Origin of the sequence: Acinetobacter sp. S40, assembly GCF_016624705.1 — a bacterium.
GTDB lineage: Bacteria > Pseudomonadota > Gammaproteobacteria > Pseudomonadales > Moraxellaceae > Acinetobacter.
This window is the reverse complement of sequence record NZ_JACVTU010000002.1, coordinates 29,704-53,888: the sequence shown is the minus strand read 5'-3', so window position 1 is coordinate 53,888 and position 24,185 is coordinate 29,704. Positions and strand designations below refer to the sequence as shown.

The 24,185-nt window shown below is 38.7% G+C and carries 20 protein-coding genes; 15 read left to right on the top strand and 5 right to left on the bottom strand.

The window, feature by feature from the left end:
- Window positions 1–69: 69 nt before the first annotated feature.
- Complete coding sequence (locus IAE19_RS02800; RefSeq protein ID WP_200459425.1) at window positions 70–951, bottom strand: LysR family transcriptional regulator; 882 nt, start codon at window positions 949–951, stop codon at window positions 70–72.
- Window positions 952–1,040: 89 nt separating this feature from the next.
- Here IAE19_RS02800 and aceI point away from each other — a divergent pair, with 89 nt between their 5' ends.
- The 3 genes from aceI (at window position 1,041) to IAE19_RS02785 (ending at window position 4,142) form a co-directional block, all read left to right on the top strand.
- A complete protein-coding gene (gene aceI, locus IAE19_RS02795; protein ID WP_200459424.1) occupies window positions 1,041–1,463 on the top strand; it encodes a chlorhexidine efflux PACE transporter AceI in 423 nt (140 codons plus the stop codon).
- Window positions 1,464–1,796: 333 nt separating this feature from the next.
- Window positions 1,797–2,924, top strand: a complete 1,128-nt coding sequence (locus tag IAE19_RS02790) for an OmpW/AlkL family protein (RefSeq protein ID WP_200459423.1) — start codon at window positions 1,797–1,799, stop codon at window positions 2,922–2,924.
- A gap of 204 nt (window positions 2,925–3,128) precedes the next feature.
- Window positions 3,129–4,142 carry an alpha/beta hydrolase gene (locus tag IAE19_RS02785; RefSeq protein ID WP_227612180.1) on the top strand — a complete coding sequence of 338 codons (1,014 nt, stop codon included), beginning with the start codon at window positions 3,129–3,131 and terminating at the stop codon, window positions 4,140–4,142.
- A 59-nt stretch (window positions 4,143–4,201) separates the two neighbouring features.
- Here IAE19_RS02785 and IAE19_RS02780 read toward each other — a convergent pair whose 3' ends face one another.
- Window positions 4,202–5,752 (bottom strand): acetyl-CoA C-acetyltransferase, encoded by a 1,551-nt coding sequence (locus IAE19_RS02780; protein WP_200459422.1) that lies wholly within the window; start codon window positions 5,750–5,752, stop codon window positions 4,202–4,204.
- Between the two features lie 242 nt (window positions 5,753–5,994).
- Here IAE19_RS02780 and IAE19_RS02775 point away from each other — a divergent pair, with 242 nt between their 5' ends.
- From IAE19_RS02775 to IAE19_RS02765, 3 genes are all read left to right on the top strand, one after another.
- Window positions 5,995–7,386: a 3-oxoacyl-ACP reductase gene (locus tag IAE19_RS02775; protein ID WP_200459421.1), complete on the top strand. Its 1,392-nt coding sequence runs from the start codon at window positions 5,995–5,997 to the stop codon at window positions 7,384–7,386.
- A gap of 115 nt (window positions 7,387–7,501) precedes the next feature.
- Complete coding sequence (locus IAE19_RS02770; RefSeq protein ID WP_200459420.1) at window positions 7,502–8,356, top strand: MaoC family dehydratase; 855 nt, start codon at window positions 7,502–7,504, stop codon at window positions 8,354–8,356.
- A gap of 68 nt (window positions 8,357–8,424) precedes the next feature.
- A complete protein-coding gene (locus IAE19_RS02765; protein ID WP_200459419.1) occupies window positions 8,425–9,687 on the top strand; it encodes a serine hydrolase domain-containing protein in 1,263 nt (420 codons plus the stop codon).
- Here IAE19_RS02765 and IAE19_RS02760 read toward each other — a convergent pair.
- Window positions 9,684–10,208 carry a GNAT family N-acetyltransferase gene (locus IAE19_RS02760; protein ID WP_200459418.1) on the bottom strand — a complete coding sequence of 175 codons (525 nt, stop codon included), beginning with the start codon at window positions 10,206–10,208 and terminating at the stop codon, window positions 9,684–9,686. The genes IAE19_RS02765 and IAE19_RS02760 overlap by 4 nt on opposite strands.
- Window positions 10,209–10,420: 212 nt before the next feature.
- Here IAE19_RS02760 and dnaX point away from each other — a divergent pair, with 212 nt between their 5' ends.
- Window positions 10,421–12,598 carry a DNA polymerase III subunit gamma/tau gene (dnaX, locus tag IAE19_RS02755; RefSeq protein WP_200459417.1) on the top strand — a complete coding sequence of 726 codons (2,178 nt, stop codon included), beginning with the start codon at window positions 10,421–10,423 and terminating at the stop codon, window positions 12,596–12,598.
- A 25-nt stretch (window positions 12,599–12,623) separates the two neighbouring features.
- On the opposite strand, the gene IAE19_RS02750 is transcribed toward dnaX, so the two are convergent.
- Together IAE19_RS02750 and IAE19_RS02745 are read right to left on the bottom strand one after the other, a co-directional pair.
- The gene (locus tag IAE19_RS02750; protein ID WP_200459416.1) at window positions 12,624–13,082 is read right to left on the bottom strand and encodes an acyl-CoA thioesterase; all 459 of its coding nucleotides are present in this window, start codon (window positions 13,080–13,082) and stop codon (window positions 12,624–12,626) included.
- Complete coding sequence (locus IAE19_RS02745) at window positions 13,079–14,239, bottom strand: iron-containing alcohol dehydrogenase (RefSeq protein WP_200459415.1); 1,161 nt, start codon at window positions 14,237–14,239, stop codon at window positions 13,079–13,081. Before IAE19_RS02745 ends, IAE19_RS02750 begins: the two co-directional genes overlap by 4 nt.
- 117 nt (window positions 14,240–14,356) lie before the next feature.
- On the opposite strand from IAE19_RS02745, the gene IAE19_RS02740 reads away from it, so the two are divergent.
- The 8 genes from IAE19_RS02740 to IAE19_RS02705 all read left to right on the top strand — a co-directional run bounded on the left by IAE19_RS02740 (window position 14,357) and on the right by IAE19_RS02705 (window position 24,163).
- Complete coding sequence (locus IAE19_RS02740; RefSeq protein WP_200459414.1) at window positions 14,357–14,875, top strand: low molecular weight protein-tyrosine-phosphatase; 519 nt, start codon at window positions 14,357–14,359, stop codon at window positions 14,873–14,875.
- A 16-nt stretch (window positions 14,876–14,891) separates the two neighbouring features.
- The gene (gene murB, locus IAE19_RS02735) at window positions 14,892–15,926 is read left to right on the top strand and encodes a UDP-N-acetylmuramate dehydrogenase (RefSeq protein WP_200459838.1); all 1,035 of its coding nucleotides are present in this window, start codon (window positions 14,892–14,894) and stop codon (window positions 15,924–15,926) included.
- 5 nt (window positions 15,927–15,931) lie between these two features.
- A complete protein-coding gene (locus tag IAE19_RS02730; protein WP_200459413.1) occupies window positions 15,932–17,074 on the top strand; it encodes a YdcF family protein in 1,143 nt (380 codons plus the stop codon).
- Window positions 17,075–18,100 (top strand): alpha/beta hydrolase, encoded by a 1,026-nt coding sequence (locus IAE19_RS02725; protein WP_200459412.1) that lies wholly within the window; start codon window positions 17,075–17,077, stop codon window positions 18,098–18,100.
- Between the two features lie 9 nt (window positions 18,101–18,109).
- Window positions 18,110–18,463 carry a hypothetical protein gene (locus IAE19_RS02720; RefSeq protein ID WP_200459411.1) on the top strand — a complete coding sequence of 118 codons (354 nt, stop codon included), beginning with the start codon at window positions 18,110–18,112 and terminating at the stop codon, window positions 18,461–18,463.
- A 76-nt stretch (window positions 18,464–18,539) separates the two neighbouring features.
- On the top strand, window positions 18,540–21,998 hold the full coding sequence (gene mfd / locus IAE19_RS02715; protein WP_200459837.1) for a transcription-repair coupling factor: 3,459 nt from the start codon (window positions 18,540–18,542) through the stop codon (window positions 21,996–21,998).
- A 236-nt stretch (window positions 21,999–22,234) separates the two neighbouring features.
- Entirely contained in the window at window positions 22,235–22,669 is a 435-nt protein-coding gene (locus IAE19_RS02710) for an HIT domain-containing protein (protein WP_200459410.1), read from the top strand.
- A gap of 117 nt (window positions 22,670–22,786) precedes the next feature.
- Entirely contained in the window at window positions 22,787–24,163 is a 1,377-nt protein-coding gene (locus IAE19_RS02705) for an adenylate/guanylate cyclase domain-containing protein (protein WP_227610763.1), read from the top strand.
- Window positions 24,164–24,185: the final 22 nt, after the last annotated feature.

Sequence of the window (24,185 nt, the reverse complement as noted above, 5' to 3'; positions counted from 1 at the left end):
AGTTTAAAATATTTATCTATCAGTTATAGCATATTCTATTGTAAATCCACGTTAAAACTTGTCGATGGATTATTTTCTGTTCTGTCGAATGTGCTCAATTAAGTACCTTGCAGCAGAACCCAGTTTACTTTCACGACTCCAGACCAGATCGATGTAATACTCAAATTTGGGGGTAAAATCGAGTAGATTTAAAACTTTTAATTGTTGTTTGAGCTTAGGATTTTCTTTAAACATTTCTGAGGGCAAAACGCCCCAACCGAGATTTCTAACGATCATCATACAAGCGGAGTGGTGATTATCTGTGCGCCAGTAATTTTTTGAAAATAACAACTCGGGTTTAATCGTGTTGTCACGGCTGGCGACGACGATCTGGCGCTGCTGTAATAGATCTTCAAATTTAATATCTTTCATGTCTGCTAAAGGATGTGTTTTAGAGACAACAGGAATAAGTGATTCTTTTTTTATTTCAACAAATTGTTCGCGATAATCTAGATGTTCTCGTTCAAACATCCATGCCAATTGAGCACGTTGATCCAGTAACATGGTTAAAGCATCTTCTTGGGGCGCAGAAATAATATTGATCTGTAAGCTTGGGAACTGATGGGAAATTAAGCTGACATATTCTGTCCAGTTAGTATCAAGTAGTTCAGATACAATTACAATATTTAAGGCAGATTCAAGTCCTGTACTCAAGGCATGGGCTTGTTGTTTCCATTGATTCATTTCAATGAGAAGTTGCGCCGTCTTTTCATAAAGTATATGCGCTTCTGGCGTCGCAATGGGTTCTCGTCCGATCCGTTCAAATAAAGTTAAATTAAGATCAATTTCTAGATTAGCAATAGACATGCTTACTGCGGATGGAACTTTGCCTAGTTTTCTGGCAGCAGCAGAAAAAGAGCCTGTTTCCATCACAGTCTTGAAAATGGTTAGTTGTTCTTGATTGATATTCATCTGTCAAAATTATTGAAAGAATCTAATTAGATTTATCAAAATTATAAAAATAAAATAGCTTTACTGCAAACAAAAAAGAGTGTTTTAAAATGTTGATTTCCAAAAGACGAATTATTCATGCCTTGAGCTATGAAGTGATTCTATTGGTCATCATAGCAATCGCATTAAGTTTTATTTTTAATGTTCCTATGGAAGTAACAGGCTCACTCGGTATTGCCATGGCGGTGACTTCTGTTATATGGAATATGGTTTTTAACCATTTTTTTGAAAAATTTGAGCATAAACATCAGCTTAAAAGAACCATAAAAATTCGTATTCTGCATGCCATTGGTTTTGAGGGTGGACTTATGTTAGCGACTATTCCAATGGTTGCTTACGCTATGAAGATGACGATTTGGCAAGCCATAGTTCTGGATTTTGGTCTGACCATGTGTATTTTAGTCTATACCTTTATTTTCCAATGGGGTTATGACAAGGTCGAAGCAAGTATGGGAATAAGACCCGTGCATTAAACTACATTTACTGCAAGTCATGAGGCTTGCAGTTTCGGGTAAAAATAAGAAGATAAATCAATTAATTTTAAAATAAATAAATGTGACATATATCATATTTTAAAAAAGGAGAGCTATAATTTAAAACGATAATAAAAAAGAAAATTTAGTTTAAAATTTTTTGTATGTAACTAATAAATATAATTATTTATTGTGAATAATGTTCTGTATAAATTTTTAAAACATCTTAGTGATTTTCCGTTCATCTATGTTTGATTAATTTTTATTCTATTTTTTTGTACTCTATGAAGACCAATGTAAAGATTACATTGCATAATTCAAAAGGATTGAATCATGAAAATTATTACACTATGCAAACAATCATTGCTTGCTGTCAGCATTACTTCAACTTTCGGCTTGGTACACGCAGATGATTTTAAAAGGTTCTCTGTTTCCGCAGGGTGGTTGCATGTAATGCCTCAGGGAAAAGCAAATCCCTTTGATATCTCTACATCGGTGCCCAGTGGTACAAATGTTGCGGTCGGCGAGATTTCAATTCCAGCTTTTTTAGGTGTGCTGGATCCTGACGCAAGTTTTAAAGACGGTGATGGTTATACAAATACGAAGTTCTTTTTAAATGAAGTGTTTAAGAAAGAGGGAGATGCATCCAGTGTGGGAGAATTATTGGGTTTTGTAGATGAAAATGGAAATGTAAATGCTGAGACTTCTGGGGTGGCGACTATTAATGGTATTGATCATTGGCAAAATGAAGGCAGTGGATTGGAAGCCGATGATGTCGATACTTTAGGTTTAACTTTTAACTACTATTTAAATGAAAATGTTTCCTTGCAATTTATAGGCGGTATTCCTCCTAAAGTCGATATTAACGGAAAAGGGTTTATCAAAGCGCCACTGACAGGTTCTGCAAAAGCAGGTGGATTGGCAGGACAAATTTTGCCAGACATTGCTTTGAAACAAGATATTCCTATAACAAATCTAGATGCATATGGTAAAGCCGCATCAGTACGTGCATGGACACCAGCACTGGAGGCGCAATACCAGTGGGGTAAGGCTGGCGTCAATAAATTCAGACCTTATGTCGGCGCGGGAGTAATGTATGCACATTTTAGTGATATCAAGCTAAATTCAGGTATACGTTCAGATTTGGAAGCAGCAGGACATATGATCCAAAATATTCATGATGGGCAGGCGGGAGCTGCGTTGGATGGCAAAAAGTCGAGTGCAAATCCTGTGGTCGATGTCGATGCGGATGATGCAATTGCACCTATTGTGACCGCTGGATTTACTTATGATATAACGCCTAATTGGTATACAGTTGCTTCAGTCTCATATGCGAAACTGAACAATAAAGCAACCATTAATGTCATTGACAGTAATACCAATCGAGAACTTATTCACTCATCTACCAAGATGGATATTGATCCGATCATTACTTATTTAGGGGTTGGGTATCGTTTTTAATCTTTTATCTACATAATACCAGTTGATCCATCAGTATAAGATTTTGTACTGGTGGATTCTTTTAAGATTCTCTTTTATGTATTTTGATCATATTTGTATAAGCTATAATAAATATCAACTTTTATATCTAGTAAATAACAATTTTAAAATCTATTCTAAGGTTAAGTAGAATTATATTTTGACATCTAGATTGGAGGGCTGGTATTGAAAATAATAGTACAACGTTTTGCCCTAGTTCTCTTCTTAGCTTCACTCACAGGATGCCAAAATTTACCGACGACATTAGTTGCAAAATTGATGGATAATCAACAAACTCAGGAAAATGTAAAATATCTTGAGCAATATGCCCATAAACAGATTCAACAAAAACTGATCGTCCAAACTGATATACATTATGGTCAAGAACCACGTCAGCGATTAGATATCCTTTATCCTGAAAAGTTAGAGCAACGACAACTTCCAGTAATCTTTCTGGTACATGGTGGAGGCTGGGTTGCAGGTAGTAAAGAAGCGATGTTGCCTTATGCACAATTAATCGCTGATCGAGGGTTTCTCGTCGTTAATGTAGAATACACCTTGGTTCCGCAAGCGGCTTATCCGCAACAAGTTTTAGAATTAAATCAGGCTGTTGATTATGTTATGCAACATCAGGATCAATTACCTCTAGACCCAGCAAGAGTTTTCTTTAGTGGAGATTCTGCGGGAGCAAATATTGTGATTAGTTATGTTGCTGCGCTAAATGCACCTGAAATGGCACAACAACTCGATCTGAAAGCCTCTATTCCTGCCCAAAATGTAAAGGGATTAGTTTTACATAGTGGTGTTTATGATTTAAAAACTTTATATCATTCAAGTGCAAAAGCAGGAAGAATTGTCAGATGGGGAGCGGAAAGTGTCATTGCTCAATATAGTGGTTATGGTCAACCCAACGACCATCAGCTAGATTTAATGTCGGCATATCCTTGGGTTAATGCACAATTCCCACCTATTTATGTTAGTGCAACAGAGGTAGACCTTCTAACCCAAAGCCAGACCAAACCATTTATTAAAAAGCTTAAGCAACTAGGTGTTGAGGTAAATTCACAAATTTATTCTAAGGATTATGTGGAAAAAATTAATCACGATTTCAATTTCAATATGCGCTTTAAAGCCAGTCGTGAAGTATTTGATCAATCTATCCAGTTTCTAAAGCAACAGTCAGCTATGGAAGTGAAATAAATTAAAAAAGCAGCATCCAATGGATACTGCTTTAGGAAAATGTCTATAAGATTAGAAAATTATTTTTCTACAATTGCTACAACGCCTTGACCACCTGCAGCACAAATTGACACTAAAATACGTCCTGAACCTTTTTGGTTAAGGATTTTAGCCGCAGTCGCAAGGATACGACCACCTGTAGCAGCAAATGGATGACCCGCAGCTAAAGAAGAACCATGAATATTCAACTTAGAACGGTCAATAGAACCCAATGGTGCGTCAAGACCTAAACGTTCTTTACAGAACTTTGGATCTTCCCAAGCTTTAAGTGTAGAAAGCACTTGTGATGCAAAAGCTTCGTGGATTTCATAATAATCGAAATCTTGAAGTTTAAGGCCTGCACGTTCAAGCATACGTGGAACGGCGTATGCAGGAGCCATTAATAAGCCTTCTTTTTTACCAACAAAATCAACTGCTGCAGTTTCTGAAAAACTTAAGTAAGCTAGAACTTCATGACCATTTGCTTTTGCCCATTCTTCAGAAGCCAACAAAACAACAGATGCGCCATCAGTCAGTGGAGTGGAGTTACCCGCTGTCATTGTGGCATTTTCGCCTTTACCAAATACTGGCTTAAGTTTCGCAAGTTTTTCGACTGATGAATCAGGACGTAAGTTATTATCACGCTCAAGACCCATAAATGGCGTAATTAAATCATCAAAGAAACCTTCTTCATACGCTTTGGCCATTTTATGGTGAGAAGAAGCTGCGAGTTCATCTTGTTCTTCACGACCAATATTCCATTCAAGTGCCGTAATTGCAGCATGATCGCCCATTGAAAGACCTGTACGCGGTTCACCGTTTTTAGGCGCATCCATAAGTTCTTTCAGGTTAATTTTAGTTAAGGCCTTTAAGCGATCTTTGCCTGTTTTTGCAATATTAAGCTCAAGTAATGCCTTACGTAGACCATCACCAAACGCGATAGGTGCATCAGAAGTTGTATCTACACCACCTGCAATTGCTACATCAATTTGACCAAGTGCAATTTTATTGGCCACTGCAAATGCTGCTTGTAACCCAGTACCGCACGCTTGTTGAATATCATAAGCAGGAGTTTCTGGTGCAAGTGCAGTATTGAGCACGCACTCACGAGTCATATTAAAATCGCGGCTATGTTTAAGTACAGCACCAGCCACTACTTCACCGAGACGTTGACCTTGTAAATTGTAGCGTTCAACTAGACCATTTAATGCAGCAGTCAGCATGTCCATATTAGATGCTTTAAAATAAGCACCATTTGAACGGGCAAATGGAATACGGTTACCGCCAATAATGGCGACACGGCGAATAGCGTTTTGACTCATGTGTTGATCCTGTTGAACAGAAGGTTGAGCTTTAGTTGAAGTTTTCGTGCGAGCTGGAGCTTTATTGGCTGGAGCTGCTGTTTTAGTGCGTGTATTGGTTGTACGGGTACCAGGAGTTTTGCTTGCTGTTGCTGAAGCTGCCTTAGCTGAATCCGCAGCTACAGTTTTAGTCGTGCGTGAAGAGCGCTTTGATGTATTTGACACAGTATCCGAAGCAGAATTAGTGACTGCTGTTTGCTCTTGTGGATTGTCTTGAGTTGTTTTGCTCATAAGGCTTTTCCAAGCATGTTTATGATATTCTTGAGATGTACATTAACATAATTAAAATAGACCTGTATTGACTAGAATGACATTCTAGAGTGCATTCAGGTCAAGACATATCAAGATTAACTCAAGTATTATTTTATTCAAATCAATGAACCTTTATGTTCACAAGTTTCCAACAAAGGATATAAACAGCGATTATCCAGCTGGCTTTATACACACATTATTTTGTATGAGAGATAATAACCATGACTGATCAATACCAGGCATTCACCCAATCACCTCTTGGTAAGTTTGTAGTAAAAAATTTAGGTTTACCATCACCAGTGGTATTAGATCGTTTTGAAAGTGCAGAACCAGTGATTAATGGAGCTGTATTGTTTGGTGCGGCGCCTTCAAGTCCATTATCGAGCGCGATTGCACAGGTTTTGAGTAATATTCATGCGGACAGTTATGCGGGTAATAATGCCGAATTGCAACAAACAGCAGCAAAAGCGGGTTTAAATTTACGTGCGTTTAATTCAGGCGACAAAGAGTCTAAATTTAAAGCAGTTGTTTTTGATGCCTCTGGCATTCAAAATTCTGAACAGCTAAATGAACTATATAAATTCTTCAATCCAGTAGCGCGTCAGATTCAAAGCTCTGGTCGAGTGATCGTGATCGGAACAACACCGGAATCAGCAAAAACTGTAAAGCAAGCGATTGCTCAACGTGCACTGGAAGGTTTTGTAAAGTCTGTCGGTAAAGAATTCAAAAAAGGAATTACTGCTCAGGTTGTGTATGTAGATGAAGGCGCGGCTGATAATATTGAGTCGACTTTACGTTTCTTATTATCTCCTCGTTCAGCGTATGTTTCTGGTCAAGTAATTCGTGTTTCTAAGGCCGATGTTGTAAAAGTAGACTGGAACCAGCCATTAGCTGGTAAAACAGCGTTGGTGACAGGGGCAAGTCGCGGTATTGGCGAAGCGATTGCACATGTATTAGCACGTGATGGTGCACATGTTATTTGTCTTGATGTTCCTCAGCAGCAAGCAGATCTGGATCGTGTGGCCTCTGAAATCGGTGGTTCAGCTTTAGGACTGGATATTACTGCGGCGGATGCGGGTGAAAAAATTAAAGCTGCTGCTGCAAAACAGGGTGGTTTGGATATTATTGTCCATAACGCAGGTATTACCCGTGATAAAACTTTGGCAAATATGAAGCCTGAGCTTTGGGATCTGGTGATTAATATTAACTTGTCTGCGGCTGAACGCATTAACGACTATTTGCTTGAAAATGACGGTTTAAATGCCAATGGTCGTATTGTTTGTGTATCTTCAATTAGTGGGATTGCGGGTAATTTAGGTCAAACGAATTATGCTGCGTCTAAAGCAGGTGTGATTGGTTTAGTTAAATTCACAGCGCCAACTTTGAAGAATGGTATTACTATCAATGCTGTTGCACCTGGTTTTATTGAAACACAAATGACTGCGGCAATTCCATTTGCTATTCGTGAAGCTGGTCGCCGTATGAACTCGATGAATCAAGGCGGTTTACCAGTCGATGTTGCAGAAACAATCGCTTGGTATGCATCCACTGCGTCTACGGGTTTGAATGGAAACGTTGTTCGCGTGTGTGGACAAAGTTTACTTGGTGCATAATTCGCTGCTATCGTGTAGGGTCACTTTGAGAACAGAATAATACGAACCCTCTCTTTTTGAGTTTAAGGAGAGGGCATTCTCATTTTAAATCTATAAAAATTGAATAAGGTCAACCATGAATACACGCCATTTTAATCAGCTTCCGAAACCCTATCTGGCTTATCCAAAAGTCATTCAGGGATTGGTATTTAAAAAGCCAAAAGGCCCAAAAGTTTTGCCGCAAGTTGAATATGTGGTTGATTCGTTTCAAGTCGATCAAAAACACTTGCACGCTTATAATGAAGTTTGTGGCTTTAAAAATGATGGGTTTATTCCCGCAATTTATTTAGCAGTACTGTCTCAAAGTTTACAAATGCATATGATGACTACAGAAGCATTTCCTTTTGCGATTCTAGGCTTGGTTCATATACGCAATCAGCTTAAACAAACTCGTAAGATTGGGGTCAATGAGAACTTAACTTTGTCCTGTAAATTTGGTGAGCTAAAGCCACACGATAAAGGAGTTCAATTTGATTTCATTACCACAGCGAAGGTCGGTGATGAAGTAGTTATGGAAGGTTTAACAACTTATTTATCACGTCAAAAGACCGAGCAAAAGGGAACCGAAAGACAAAAAGAAAGTAAAATGCCAGATTACCAGCTTCAACATGTCTGGGAGGTCGCCGAAAATACAGGTCGCCGCTATGCCAAAGTTTCAGGTGATTTTAACTTGATCCATATTCATGCTGTGACAGCAAAAGCGTTTGGATTTAAACAGGCGATTGCACATGGGATGTGGAGTAAGGCTAAAGCATTGGCTAATATCAATTTGCCTGAGTCTTATGAAGCAGATGTATGGTTTAAACTTCCAATGTATTTGCCTTCTAAAGTTGAGTTTTTGACTGCGCAGCAATCTCAGGAAACTGACTTTTTAATTCGTAATGCCAAGTCACAAAAACCGCATGTTTCTGGGACTATTAACCCATTATAAAACCCAACATTCAAAAGCCTGATCAGTTCGGGCTTTTATATAAAATTAGAAAAAAATAGGGAACAAGAATGAGTGGTTTAACTGAAATTCTATTTGCAAATACACATAATTATCATGGTTTAATCGATGAGCGATTTCACGATCTGGCAGAGCAATTTAGTCGTTTGCAAGATGCGCGTACTGAACAAGGTGGGGCCGCCTTAGCTGTCTATTTCCAGGGTGAAAACGTTGTTGATATTTATACGGGGAAAAAATCACTCACTGAGCAATGGAGTGAAGATACGCTTTCGGTTTGTTATTCAACGGGTAAGGGTGTATTGGCTACTTTGGCACACATTTTAGTCAGTGAAGGTTTTCTTGAATATGATGTTCCTATTATGCATTACTGGCCTGAATTTGCGAAAAACAAGAAAGAGTGGATAACGCTTAGGCATGTTCTGAGTCATCAAAGTGGCTTATATGACATACGAAACATGTTGGAAGATGCACGTGAAATGCTGGACTGGCAGCATATGCTAAAAATATGTGAACAAGCCACTCCTCGTTTTAGTATTAATCAGGGGAGTGCTTATCAGGCGCTTACTTTTGGCTGGTTAGTGGGTGGTGTATTGGAAAAAGCAACAGGGCAGCGCTTGGCAGATTTGATGCAGACATATTTGGTGCAGCCTTTAAATCTGAATGGCGCTTATTTTGGCGTACCTTCTGCGCAACTTGCCCGTGTAGCAAGATTAATTCCTCAACCACCTAAATCAGAGCAGGAAAAGCAAGCTCAAAAACCTAAGGTTTTAAAACCACATAAACCTTCATTAACCGATAAATTAGTGACATGGACTGGGCAAAATCCACAGGATTTTCAGGATGCCATGATTCCTAAAGGAATGCGTCATTTTAGTTTTTTTAGTGATGAAGGACTTCAAGCTATTATTCCTGCTGCAAATGGTGCTTTTACTGCAAATAGCCTAAGTAAGATGTATGCCATGTTAGCTAATCGTGGTCAATGGGAAGGCAAGACCTTGATTAAACCTGAAGTATTTCAGCAACTCAGTACCGTTCAAAGTTATGCACGAGATAAGGTCATGCCAATCCCAATGAATTGGCGGCTTGGCTATCATCGGGTCTTAACTATGGGCAAACGTGCCAAAAATGGCTTTGGACATATTGGTTATAATGGTTCAGGAGCGTGGTGCGACCCAGATCGAAATTTAAGCTTTGCATATACCCATAATTTTAAAATTGGTTCAATTACGGGTGATTATCGTCTTTGGGGGTTAACGCAGGAAACTTTGCGTTGTGCAGATCAAATTTTAAAAGGCCGTAAAGGCTGGTTTTAATTTAAGTGTTCTGCATGTGCAGGAATGTGATAAGTGATCTGAATATATTTGGGTTGCTGTTTAACATGGCTAATGCTTCCACCCAAACCTTCTGCAAGTTTTCGGCTGGCAAAATTTTGTTCTGCCACAGGGTAAACAAAATAATCAGCTTTAACGTTCAAAACGGCCCAATCATAAATCGACTTCAATGCTTCTTTGGCAAAGCCACTGCCATGTTTGTCTTCACGTATCCATAAGCCGAATTCAGGTGTTTGGGTATGAATGCGGTGTATGCCAATTAAACCGATAAATTGATGTGTTGTTTTATCGCGTAAAACAAAATGTCGATCTGTCGCATACGCTTGAGCCTGTAGCCATTTTTTTCCAATATTTTCAAATTCTTCAAAAGTTTGGGAGGGTTCCCATGACATAAATTGAGTTAGACTTAAGGTGATATATGGATAAATATCAGGACAGTCTTTAAGTTCAAAAGGTAAAATATTTAATCTTGAAGATGCAATCGGAATAGGTAAATGGTTCATTTTAAGGTCATATATTTATGTTATCTCTTTTAATTGAGCATATCTGTAAATAGAAATCATTTGCAAATTTTATTGTAAGAGATTACAAACATCGCTTCGTTATTACTCAAGATAATTTGTTTATTTAATATTTGCTTGTGCATGGATTCTAGCTGAATTCATTCACTATCGCACAAAAAAACAGTATGCTTATGTGCAAACAAGGAGCATTCATGTATCAAGTACTGGCTAGAAAATACCGTCCTCGTAATTTTATTGAATTGGTCGGGCAAAACCATGTGTCACGTGCACTGACCAGTGCGTTGGAACGTGGTCGTTTGCATCATGCTTACTTGTTTACAGGCACGCGTGGTGTGGGTAAAACCACAATTGCACGTATTCTAGCGAAATGTTTGAATTGTGAAACAGGGGTAACGTCCACGCCTTGTGAAGTATGTGCTACCTGTCGTGCGGTGAATGAAGGACGTTTTATTGATCTGATTGAAATCGATGCAGCATCACGTACCAAAGTAGAAGATACGCGTGAATTGCTGGACAACGTTCCTTATGCACCAACTCAGGGGCGTTTCAAGGTTTATTTGATTGACGAAGTGCATATGCTGTCTACGCATTCGTTTAATGCTTTACTGAAAACGCTGGAAGAACCACCAGAGCATGTAAAGTTTTTATTTGCGACCACAGACCCACAAAAACTTCCGATTACCGTGATTTCTCGATGTCTACAATTTACTTTACGTCCACTTGCTGTAGATGAGATTACTGAGCATTTAACTGCAATTTTAGACAAAGAGCAGATTCGTGCAGATAAAGATGCAATTTGGCAGATTGCCGAGTCTGCACAAGGTTCTTTGCGAGATGCTTTGTCTCTAACAGATCAGGCTATTGCTTATGGACAGGGTGAGGTGCATCACCAAGATGTTAAAGAGATGTTGGGACTGATTGATCGTACGATTATTTATGATCTGATCATTGCTATTCATCAAAACCAGCAGGCACATGTTAGTCAGTTATTGTTGCAATTTCGTCAGCAAGCACTGGATGTATCCTTGGTGCTTGACCAGTTAATTTCGACTTTACATGAACTGGCATTATTGCAATATTTGCCTGAATTAAGCCTTAAATATAGTGAAGAAATTAATCAAAAGATTCTGTCATTGTCGAGAATGGTCTCTGCTCAGGATTTGCAACTTTACTATCAAATTGCATGCAAAGGTCGTGCTGAATTACAGTTGGCTGTGACTCAGGAACAAGGCTTTGAAATGTGTGTGCTACGTTTGTTGGCTTTTCGTCCTTTGGCTATGGATGAAGTGGTTGTTGAACAGACAGTCCAGATTGTATCTGAGTCTATACAATCTAATTTTGAAACACAGACATCGGAGCCCCCCGTTGATACAACTGCAATTTTAAATGTTCAGAAAACTTCTTCTCAATCCGTTGAAGCTGAAGATGATTTTGCGCTAGAAAATACTGAAAATTTTGATGAAGGGCCTCAAATCTTTGAGGAGCCAGAACCATTGATCACGATGGATCAGGATGCTTTAGAGTCATTTCCTCCGCCTGCTATCGATGAATCAGAAAGCGTTGTGATATTTGATGCAAATTCAGATGAATTGATTGGATTTGAAACACAACCCTCTTTGTCATCTATATCCGTTGCTGAAATGCAAGTTTTTCCTGTAGATGAGCAATCAACAGAATTAAATTCTATGCATCCATCACAGAATTTATTATCACCGCAATCCATTGAAAATCTGGGTGATTCACCATTGCAGAGCAATATTTCGGCAGAATTATTAGTATCTTCGTCATCAGAAAATAGTATCCAGTCCACAGAAATTTTAGAAAATTCGATTGAAAATATCAAAGAGAATGGGGTTTCGGAGACGTTATTATCTGCACATGTTCAAGAAAGTCTAGTTTCCCATACTATTGGAAATCATGACATTATTTCTAAAGATTATTCAGATTTGATGCCACAAGATATTCTTAAGCTTCCCATCGAGATTCTTGAAGGAGAGTGGACATTGGAAAAATGGGAATATTGGTTTAGAAATAGCCAGCTTTCACCTGCCGTTCAAGAATTGGCGCAACATGGCTTAATGTCTGGGCAAATTGATGGAATATGTATATTTACAATTCCACAGAAATTTGAAGGTATGCTTTCACAACTTCAGTATGCATTGGAAAATGAAATTAAATCTTTATGGCCAAATACTCAGTTTTCTGTGCAATATGCTGAGATTTCAGATACTACGCCTTTTGTTAAACAAGCAGAACGTAAGCAGAAAGCATTTGAGCGTGCAGAGCATCTGCTTAAGGCCGATCCTGTCATAAAAAGTTTATTGGATACCTTTGAAGGTGAATTGCAAAATATTCAATTAAAAGGATGAAACTTTCTTCATCCTTTTGCTGTATTTAGGTTATAGGGGTGAGTAAATAAGGCTCAAGAGATTTTTTCATCTCATCTGAAATAGCGGTGCTTTCACGCGTTTCACGATCAACAAAAACATGCACAAAATGTCCCTGAGCAGAAGGCTCGATATTGTGCTGTTTAAAAATGGCTAATTCATATCTTAAAGAAGAATTTCCTATTTTAGCAATGGCTACACCCACTTCAATTATATCGGGAAAGGAAAGCTCCTGAAAAAAACTACAGGCAGAATCAACGACTAGTCCAATGAGGGGTGACTGACGAATATCGAAACCCGCATGTTGAATAAGTAGCGAATTGGCAGCGGTATCGAAGTAGCTATAATACGTGACATTATTAACATGACCGTAAATATCATTATCAGCCCAGCGCGTTTGTATATTTAAAAAGAAATGAAATTGGTCACGGGTTTTTCGGACTGGTTTTATAGATTCATTGTTCATGCGTAGATTGCCTCATAGATTTCGAAAGCAGCCTGTTCTGTCATTTCTCTAGGGTTATTTTGTAAAAGACGAGTTTGCAACATTGCATCCTTGGCCAGTGTTTCTAGACTATGTTTAGGCACGTTCAAATTACTTAACTTTAAAACTAGACCACTTTGATCCAAATGATTTTGTATATGATCAATAAATAGATCACACAAACCATCACAACTTCCATTACTTCGTGGATCAAGCCATTGCATGAGTTCCGCATATAAATGTTTGGCATGGGATGCATTAAATTTCAGAACTTCGGCTAAAACCAGAGCATTGGTATGTCCATGTGAAAGATGAAAATGTCCGCCTAAAGGATAGGCGAGTGCATGAACTGCACCAACAGGCGCATTAGCGAAAGCTTGTCCAGCAAGCATTGATCCCAATAGCATATTTTGACGTGCTTCCATATCTGCACCGTTTTTTAGGACTTTAGGCAAATTATCATTGAGTAGTCGCAAAGCATTTTTTGCGAGCATGTCGGCATAGAAGTTCTTTTTTATTTTGGAGGTATAGGCTTCAATAGCATGTACCATCGCATCAATGCCTGTGGCAGCAGTAATGTGGGCAGGTAAACCCTGAGTGAAGTTGGCATCCAATATCGCAACATCAGCATATAAAGCTGCTGAAACGATGCCTGTTTTGGTGGTTTCACCTGTAGTTACTATAGATATAGGCGTGACTTCAGAACCTGTTCCAGCAGTCGTTGGAACTAAAATTAAGGGTAATTTGGGGCCTTTAGCATGATTAACGCCGTACATTTCAGCCAAAGTCTGCTTTTGTTCTGGGTGTGCCAATAATGCAATAATCTTGGCGACATCCATGGAACTGCCTCCACCAAAACCCAAAATCGCATCAACTTTTTCTTTTTTTGCGAATTCGGCAGCATCCAGCACAATATGTTCTGGTGGATCAGCTTGTATATTTGAATAAATTGCATAAACGATATTCTGGCGTTCTAAAATCTCGATAATGGGTAAATGAAGTTGATGCTGTACCATGCCGGGATCAGTGATGATAAGAAGTTTACGATAATTGCCATCGTGAATAATATGTTTAAGTTCCTGTATCGAGCCAAGACCTGAAATAATGCTAGAGGCTGTCTGAAATTGAAATTGGCTCATTCGTATTTCCTTATTTTTCATCATAAATCGAACATTTCTGTTCGTTTCTTCTATAGGATTATGCTTTTAAATAACTTAACATAAGACACCTGAAAATAAAGCACTTTCGAGGTTTATATGTCATCACACTCACCCTATAAGGTGCTATGCGTCTGTTTGGGTAATATTTGCCGTTCGCCAACGGCAGAAGTGGTTTTAAGACACTTTTGTGATGCACATCAACTCGATATTGTTGTAGATTCTGCGGGTACCAGTAATTATCATCCAAATAAAGCGCCTGACCCTCGTAGTCAGCAACACGCACTGAAACGTGGCTACGATTTATCTACGTTGCGCGCCCGTCAACTTACGACTCAGGATTTTTTGGAGTTTGATCTTATTCTAGCGATGGATCATGAAAACTTTAAAAATATTCAGTCACTGAAGCAAAAAGCTCTAAACCAATATAAAACGCATCAGATTCGTGCAAGTGTTGCATTGATGAGTGAGCATGATCCCGTCTATAAACAACAAGCTTTACCCGATCCTTATTATGGTGAAACCGATGGCTTTGAACGCGTTTTAGATCAATGTGAATCGAGTGCCAAGGCATGGGTGCAAATGTTTAAACAACAAATTAGGACTGTCGATCAATAAAATGAGTTTACCCGTGATTCATATCCAAAAAGATATCCAGCTTAAGCCTTTCAATACTTTAAATCTGCATTCTATTGCTTCAGATTATGCAAAAATTGATTCAATCCAAGCCCTAACTGCTGCACTGGATTATGCTGAACAGCACCAATTGAATAGCTTAATTCTTTCAGGTGGAAGCAATATGTTGTTGCCAGAGCATATACATGCGTTGGTATTACATATTGATATTCAGGGTGTCGAGATACTCGAGGATAGCTCTAACCATATAACAATTAGAGTGGGTGCTGGTCAGGTTTGGCACGATTTTGTTTTAATGACCACCAGCAAAGGTTGGTATGGATTACAGAATTTAGCTCTTATTCCGGGTTTAGTCGGAGCTTCACCTGTACAAAATATTGGTGCCTATGGCGTTGAAGTTGGTGAGTTTATTGAGTCTGTCCAAGTTTACGACAGACATAACAAAGTCACGCAAAATATTAAGGGCATCGATTGTCAGTTCGCTTATCGCGATAGTATTTTCAAACACGATCCAAATCGTTACGTTATTACTCACGTTACTTTTCGTTTACTTAGACGACCAGAACTTAGATTAAATTATGGCGACTTAAAAGCGGCTATTGGAGATGATTTAACACCTGAAAATTTACAACGACAAGTCATTCGAATTCGTCAGAATAAATTACCTGATCCTAAAGAATATCCAAATGTCGGTAGTTTTTTTAAAAATCCTGTGATTGTTCAAACAGATTTTGACCAATTACTTACAAAATTTCCGCAAATTCCACATTATCCTCAGCCACAAGGCTGCGTTAAAATTGCGGCAGGTTGGCTAATTGATCAAACAGGCTGGAAAGGGAAAAAATTAGGTGCAGTAGGTATGTTTGAAAAACAGGCACTTGTTTTAGTGAATTATGCCAATGCATCTTTAAGTGAAGTTAAGCACACTTATCAGGCTGTCCAAAAGGATGTAAAACAGCGCTTTAATATTCAGCTTGAACCAGAACCAGTATTATTTGATACAAATGGATTCATTCGATCACATTCGGAATAGTAATTATGGGTAAAACTCATTGGATGATTCGATTAGTGCGTATAGTGGGAATACTATTCGTACTTTTTGCATGTCTGATGGTTTTTATTTACACACCATTTTATTCGAAATTGATTGTAAAGGCCCTCAATTATTTTGTCCCTGTTGAGGTTAATCAAGTCGCGGCGAGAAGTCAGCAACAAGCTTCTTTAAGTGAACATGATAATCTTGAGCCCGGGTCAAATTTATGGATTGCACGTCAAGCTTATTTAAGCCTGATTGAAGAGGCTTTAAACTCTAAAGATCCAGAATCTTTAACCTTGCTGCAAACGCGATATAAGCTTTTACAGGAACGTATTTTAGAGCAGCAAAAACAAGAAGATGCCGAAGAGCCAGAAAAACCAACAGTTCCTTTATTAAAAGCATCTGTTTCAGAGCCAGAAGTAACTTCGGCCAGTAGTGAACCCGAAGTTGAAGACATTCCCAATCCATTACTCGAGTTAAACAGTTCTGAAAATAAAGCATTGATGCAACAATATGTTGAATTTCTCAAAAAGCATCCAGTACCAGCGGAACATGAACATGTAATTGATCAACAGACTACGCAGGATATTGCCTACGTTAAACAAAATCAAAATGATGAAAAATTGACAAGTTATAGTAAACCTTATGCCATTGTGGTGTTAGGCGGCGGACTAACCTTGGCTGAAAATAAAAAAGATATTGTAGTAAATCCTTATACTCGTTTAAGACTGGAAAAAACGCTGCAATTACACAGTCAAAACCAATTGCCGATTGTATTAAGCGGAGTAGAAGCACCCTATATGCAAAAATGGCTTAAACAACGTGGAGTGGATGCAAAACTTCTTGAAAATAGAAGTATGAATACCTGTGAAAATACGAGATTTAGTTCATTATTACTACAAAAAAAAGGTGGTGCACCCACTGTGATGTTGGTCACGGATATTTATCATATGCCTAGAACGCGCCGTTTATTTGCTTTAAATGGGATTGAGACAATTCCTGTTGAAGCACCGATGCCGACAAAATTGTCTACCTGGCAACCTAGCCAACAAAATTATGATCATAGTCGCCGTGCCAACTATGAATTATTGGCGACTATTCGTGATGTACTTTTTGGCTCTAGCGGATGTCGGGAGGTACCATAAATGCCAGAGATTCCTTTTTTAAATCCTGCGGTTTTACAAGAGTTAGATTTGCCTGTTCCAAGTCGTGATTTAACTCCACAAGTGCTTGAATCTTTAAATCTAAATCATGCTTTTGAACCCTCCAAAGATATTTTGGCTTATCGTAAGCTGTACGGTCTCGATTTAATTGAGTGTGAACAATGGCAAGGCTACATTCAAATGCCATTGTTCAAGTTGCATGTACAGGTATTTAAGCCATATCAGAAACCATTGGGAACTGTCTGTCTTTTACATGGTTACTTGGAACATAGCGGTATCTATCAACCAATTATTCGGGAAATAATAGAACAAGGCTTTAGTGTTGTGACCTATGATTTACCGGGTCACGGTTTAAGTGATGGTTCACCTGCCAATATTCAAAATTTCGACCATTATCAACAAGTGCTAATGGCGGTCTATCAGTACGTTAAACATGCCACTCAACTTCCTAAACCATGGTTGGGCATTGGTCAAAGTACGGGCGGTGCCATTTGGATGCATCATTTACTTGAATATGCTGAAAAAAGGCAAGATCCAATTGTTGATCGAGTGCTTTTGTTATCACCATTAATTCGGCCTGCAAAAACTGCTTGGTGGCACAATTCGGTTGGGTTGGGCATTATTAAGCGAATAAAGCGTCAGGTTCCACGCCACTTTAGACGGAATAATCACAATCCTGAATTTTTACGTTTTATTCGTCTCAAAGATCCATTACAGCCGCGAATGATGGGGATGGACTGGATTTTAGCTATGTCGAAATGGATGCTTGAAATGGAAGAGCGCCCACCGTGCCGTATTCCTGTGTGGTTGGCACAAGGTGCATTGGATCAGACCGTAGATTGGCGTTATAACATTGAGTTTATTCGACGAAAATTTCGATTGCAAACTTTACTCATGCTCGAAGAAGGTTCACATCAATTAATTAATGAACGAGCTGATATTCGTGCTGCACTGACGGGGCTGATTCCTGCATTTTTACATGCTCGTCCCAAGCATTATTATTATTGATGAACTGTTATGTTGAACAAGCTTTCAAATTTATTTAAATCTGGCAAACCATCGCCTGAACAGCAATATATGCAACAGCATCAGATACAGTTCGATGCAATACGTGGTTATAGTGTTGATGGTATTGTTATGAATGATTTAGCAGAACGACTTGAATATTTTTCAAATCGAAAGTTATCTAATTTTAATGATCTGGAACAGCTCTATTTAAGATCAATATTGATTAATGAAAAAGTTGATCTCGAAATTGCAACAGGTCGTTATGTCACACGATTGAACAATAACGAAGAAAATTTAAACCAATTTAAAATATTGATTGAAAAGCTGAATCAGTATTATCGCAAATTTAAACGAGATCAATAAACAACGACATAAATGAAGTTTGGCAAAGGCGCATCATGGTAATATAGGCATTATGTCTTTTATTCAAACGAATTCAATGTTTCAACAAGAAATCTCTCAGCTCAAATTACAGCAATTAAAAGCAGGCGAAAAACGCTGGATCGGGTCAATCCTGGGTTCAGCGGGTGCATTATTATTTAAAGAAATTGCTGACCAATCTGCATCTTTACTCGTGATCGTTGCAACAAATAATCAGCATTTGGCTCAACTTGAAAGTGAGCTTGAGTTTTATGGTATAAAACCTACGATTTTCCCCGATTGGGAAATTTTGCCTTATGATCGCCTGTCACCACATCAGGATATCGTTTCTGAGCGCCTTTCAATTTTATCCAACATGCCGCAAAAAGGCGTATTACTAATTTCTGCTGCCACACTTGCTCAACGCGTTGCTCCTGTTTCTTGGATATTGGGAGAACATTTTGATATTCGAGTTGGCCAGAAGTTTGGTCTGGAGAAAGAAAAATTAAGGTTGATTCAGGCCGGTTATCATCTGGTCGATACGGTGTATGATCATGGTGAGTTTGCTGTTCGTGGCAGCATTATGGATATATTTGCTTCTGGGCAAGAGCAGCCAATCCGTATTGATCTTTTTGATGATGAGATTGATACGCTTAAATTTTTTGATCCGGAAACACAGCGAACGACTGAAAGTTTAACTCAATTTACGGTTTTACCTGCCAAAGAATTCCCATTAAAAGAAGCGCGGTCAGTCTTTCGAGACCGCTATGCTGAAAGTTTTCCAACAGCAAATCCTAAAAAAAATCCAATTTATCAGGATGTATTGGACGGCATTTCTTCACCAGGAGTCGAGTTTTATTTACCTTTATTCTTTGAAAAAGCAATCATGCAAAGCCAAGGTGCATTGACTTCATACTTACCAAAGAATTGCATTGTCATTACAAACGCAGATCTTGATGAGACTCTAAATCAGTTTTGGAAAGATGTTATGCAGCGTTATGAGAGTCGCAGGCATAACATTGATCAGCCAGTTTTAGCACCTGAAGATTTATTTTTAATGCCGAATATGGTGCTTGAGTATCTCAATCAATTTCCACGAATTTTAGCGAGTGCTGAACAAACGGCAATACGTGCTGGAGGGATTAATCTCAATACATTGCCACCACCAAAACTGCCAGTAGACGCAAAAAAAGAGCAGCCTTTTGAAAGTGTTAAGACGTATATCGATGAATCAAGGCATCCGGTACTTTTGGTAGCCGAAAGCGCGGGTCGTCGTGAAAGCTTGAAAGATTCGCTTAGACCGAGTTTGGGTGATATTCCAAACGTAGAAGGTTTTACGGACTTTTTAAAGCAGCAATATGCCATTGCGATTACCAATGCGCCTTTAGATCGGGGACTGGTCGTTCCTGATCAGCTTTCCGTAATTTCTGAAAATCAGCTTTATGAACATCGTGTTGTTCAGCGTCGTCGTAAACGACAACAGGAAGTTTCCGAAGAATTTCTCATTCGAAGTTTGACTGAACTGAGCATTGGCGCGCCTGTCGTGCATATTGATTATGGAGTTGGACGTTATGCGGGGCTGATTACACTAGCAATAGATGGACAGGACCATGAGTTTTTACAACTTGATTATGCAGAGGGTGCAAAAGTTTATGTACCCGTGACCAATTTGCATTTGATTAGTCGCTATAGTGGTGGAGACCCGGATCTTGCTCCCTTACATAAACTTGGTACAGATGCTTGGAGTAAGGCAAAGCGTAAAGCTTTAGAGCAAATTCATGATGTAGCTGCTGAGCTTTTGCATATACAAGCGCGTCGACAGTCTAAGCCAGGATTTGCCTTTGAACTGGATCAGACTTTGTATATGCAATTTGCTAGCGGTTTTGCTTATGAAGAAACCTTGGATCAGGCGAATGCGATTGATGCCACTTTGCATGATATGCATTTGGCCAAGCCAATGGACCGTTTAGTCTGTGGTGATGTCGGTTTTGGTAAAACTGAAGTCGCGATGCGAGCCGCATTTGTGGCTGTGCAAAATAACAAACAAGTCGCGGTATTAGTCCCAACCACACTTTTGGCGCAACAGCATTATGAATCCTTCAAAGATCGTTTTGCAGATTGGCCAGTACGAATTGAAGTTTTATCTCGTTTTGGATCTAATAAAACCCATCAGAAAAATATCGAAGATTTGATAAATGGCAAAGTCGACATTGTGATTGGAACCCACAAACTGCTTCAGGAAAACGTCCAGTTTAAAAATCTAGGTTTGATGATTGTCGATGAAGAACACCGTTTTGGAGTGAGAGACAAAGAGCGCATAAAGGCATTACGTGCGGATGTTGACATGTTGACTTTAACTGCGACTCCAATTCCTCGTACTTTAAATATGGCATTTTCAGGTATGCGTGATTTATCAATTATCGCGACTCCACCTGCACGTCGTTTGGCAGTGAAAACCTTTGTGCAGGAACATACTGATGAATCCGTCAAAGAAGCAATCTTACGTGAATTGTTACGCGGTGGTCAGGTGTATTTCTTACACAATGAAGTTGATACCATTGAGCGTACTGCAGAGAATATTCGTCAGTTAGTACCTGAAGCACGTGTTGCAGTTGCCCACGGACAAATGCGTGAACGCGAACTTGAGCAGGTCATGCAGCAGTTTTATCATAAAGAATTTAACGTATTGGTATGCTCAACGATTATCGAAACTGGGATTGATGTACCTAATGCCAATACCATCATTATTGAACGTGCTGACAAATTAGGCTTGGCGCAACTACATCAGTTACGCGGACGTGTAGGACGTTCGCATCATCAAGCATATGCTTATTTACTTGTACCGTCGATCAAGCATTTAAAAGGAGATGCTGAAAAACGTCTGGATGCAATTCAACGTGCTTCAACTTTAGGGGCGGGTTTTATGCTAGCCACCGAAGATTTGGAAATTCGTGGTGCGGGGGAATTACTGGGTGAGCAGCAGAGTGGTTCTATGCAAGCAATCGGTTATAGCTTATATATGGAAATGCTGGAAAAAGCCACCAAAGCTATTCAGAAAGGTAAAACTCCGAACTTCGATGCGCCATTATCTTTGACGGCTGAAATTAACCTGCATATGCCAGCATTGATCCCAGATGATTATCTGGGCGATGTACATCAGCGTTTATTATTTTACAAACGTATCAGTAATACAGATACACAGGAAAAGCTCGATAATATCCGTATGGAATTGATTGATCGTTTTGGTACTTTACCTCAAGCAGTTAAGCAGCTATTTAGTGTGCACCAAATTCGCCTCAAAGCGGAACATCTGGGAATAACTAAGATTGATCTCAATGCAAATGGCGGTTATGTGGAGTTCTCACCTGATACACCTGTTCAAGCCATAAGTATTATTCAATTAATGCAAAAAAATCCAACTTATTATCGAATGGAAGGCGGACAACGTTTAAAAATTACAGTGCAATTACAGGAATATGACAAACGGACTCAATTTATTCAGGATTTACTTTTAAAACTTGTACATGAGTTACATTAATAAAAGCATTTTTTGTTAAGCATGTATGATGGAAATCGACCGATTTTCATCATACTTTTTAGTTTAACTTTATATTGTCAAAATATGCGATCAAGTTGCTGTAAAATTAAGCTTTTACGAATGGATAAGTGAATAAAATCATTGTTATTTGTAAGTAAACAAGGTACTAATAATACTCACATCACAAGTGTTGTGATAGTATTAGCCATCATAATTCATGCGTCATTTATAAAGATATGTTTAGTTTGCATCCCCAACTTGCTCAAGATACTTTTTTTGTAGGCGATTTTCCGCTTTCAACATGTCGTTTAATGAATGATATGCAATTTCCATGGTTGATTCTTATACCGCGTGTGTCAGGTATTACTGAGCTTTATGAGTTAAGCCAAGCTGATCAGGAACAATTCCTACGTGAATCAAGCTGGTTATCAAGCCAATTATCCCGCGTTTTTCGTGCAGATAAAATGAATGTGGCAGCGCTTGGAAACATGGTGCCACAGTTGCATTTTCATCATGTTGTGCGTTATCAAAATGATGTGGCATGGCCTAAACCTGTTTGGGGAACGCCTGCTGTACCTTATAGCAACGATGTACTTGCACATATGCGCCAGACTTTGATGTTAGCTTTACGTGGACAGGGTGATATGCCATTTGATTGGCGTATGGACTAAGTCTGTGTTAAACCACATAGGGACTTATGTGGTTTAAGTTAAAGGTTGGAGGGTAGAGTGCCATTAGATAGGCTGGTCGATAGAGAACCGCGTCAGTTTGCTTATTTTCATCGTTTGATGGGATATTTCATACTGTCATTGATTGAGGTAATTTATTCGTTTACCTCGCCTGATGCTAACTATCAACTTTATATTCCAGTCTTTCTTGTTATCATCTTAATCATTAATCCTAAATTAGATCGCTGGTTACAGTATAAGTTTGATAAAAATCTTTCCAGAAATGTTTTTTTTGCCATAGATAGTGTGGTGGTTGCCGTCTCTTTGGCAGGTGTCCACCTAAGCCTGGTTCTCACGTTTGCTTCATTATTTGCATTATTATATACCGCTATAAATAGCAAAATTTCATTTATGGCTGCCTCTTTGTCAGGCATGATTGGCGTTACCATTTTTTATGCCAGTACAATTTTTATCTTTGGTTTTCAGGACTACTTTGAACCAACGAGTCAGGAACTTACGGTAATTAGCTTAATTTCCCTGATTACATTTATTAATATTGGTAACTATTACCAGCATATCCGGATTGAAAAACTCAATCACTTGCGTCAGCATTATTATAATCAAATGACGCGCTATATGGCGTTTTCAAACCAACTGAGTCGTTATGCACCACTGCAACTTTGGCAGTCGATTATGCGTGGTGAATCAGAAGCAAAAATTGAATATAAACGAAAAAAACTAACTATTTTCTTTTCTGATATTCAGGGTTTTACTGAACTTTCAGAAAGTTTAATTCCAGATGATTTGGCGTTTTTACTCAATGACTATTTAAGCCACATGACAGAAATTGCTAAACAATATGAAGCGACTGTCGATAAATTTATGGGAGATGCCATCCTCATCTTTTTTGGTGATCCAACTTCGCAAGGGGTAGAAAAAGATGCAAAATCTTGCGTAGAAATGGCGATTGCCATGCGGCAGCAAATGAAACTATTGCGTGAGCGATGGATCAAAATGGGTTATCCAGCTTTACATATTCGTATGGGAATTAGTACAGGTTATTGTCACGTGGGAAATTATGGCGCTACCCACCGTATGGCCTATACCATTGTAGGGCGTGATGCAAATCTAGCTGCGCGTTTACAATATGCAGCGGAAATCGACGAAATCTTAATTTCTGATGATACTTATCAATTGGTTAAAAATGAATTTTTGTGTGCGCCAAAAGCACCTATTTATCTAAAAGGTATTCAGGGTGCGGTCAAAACATGGCAAGTCATGGAAAAATATACGGGTAAAATGTCTGATAATCAACAGTGGTTTGATTATGAATATAAAGGCTTCCATTTGGTATTAAATCTTGAAGAAGTGCAAAACTTTGAATATCCAGAATTAGTTGATGTACTTGAAAAAATGATTCAACGTATTCAGGTCCAGCAAAATCTAACGAATGCGCAAGGCGTTGCTAAATTAAAACTTGAAGATGAAGTAAAATAAAAGCCACTCGTTTGAGTGGCTT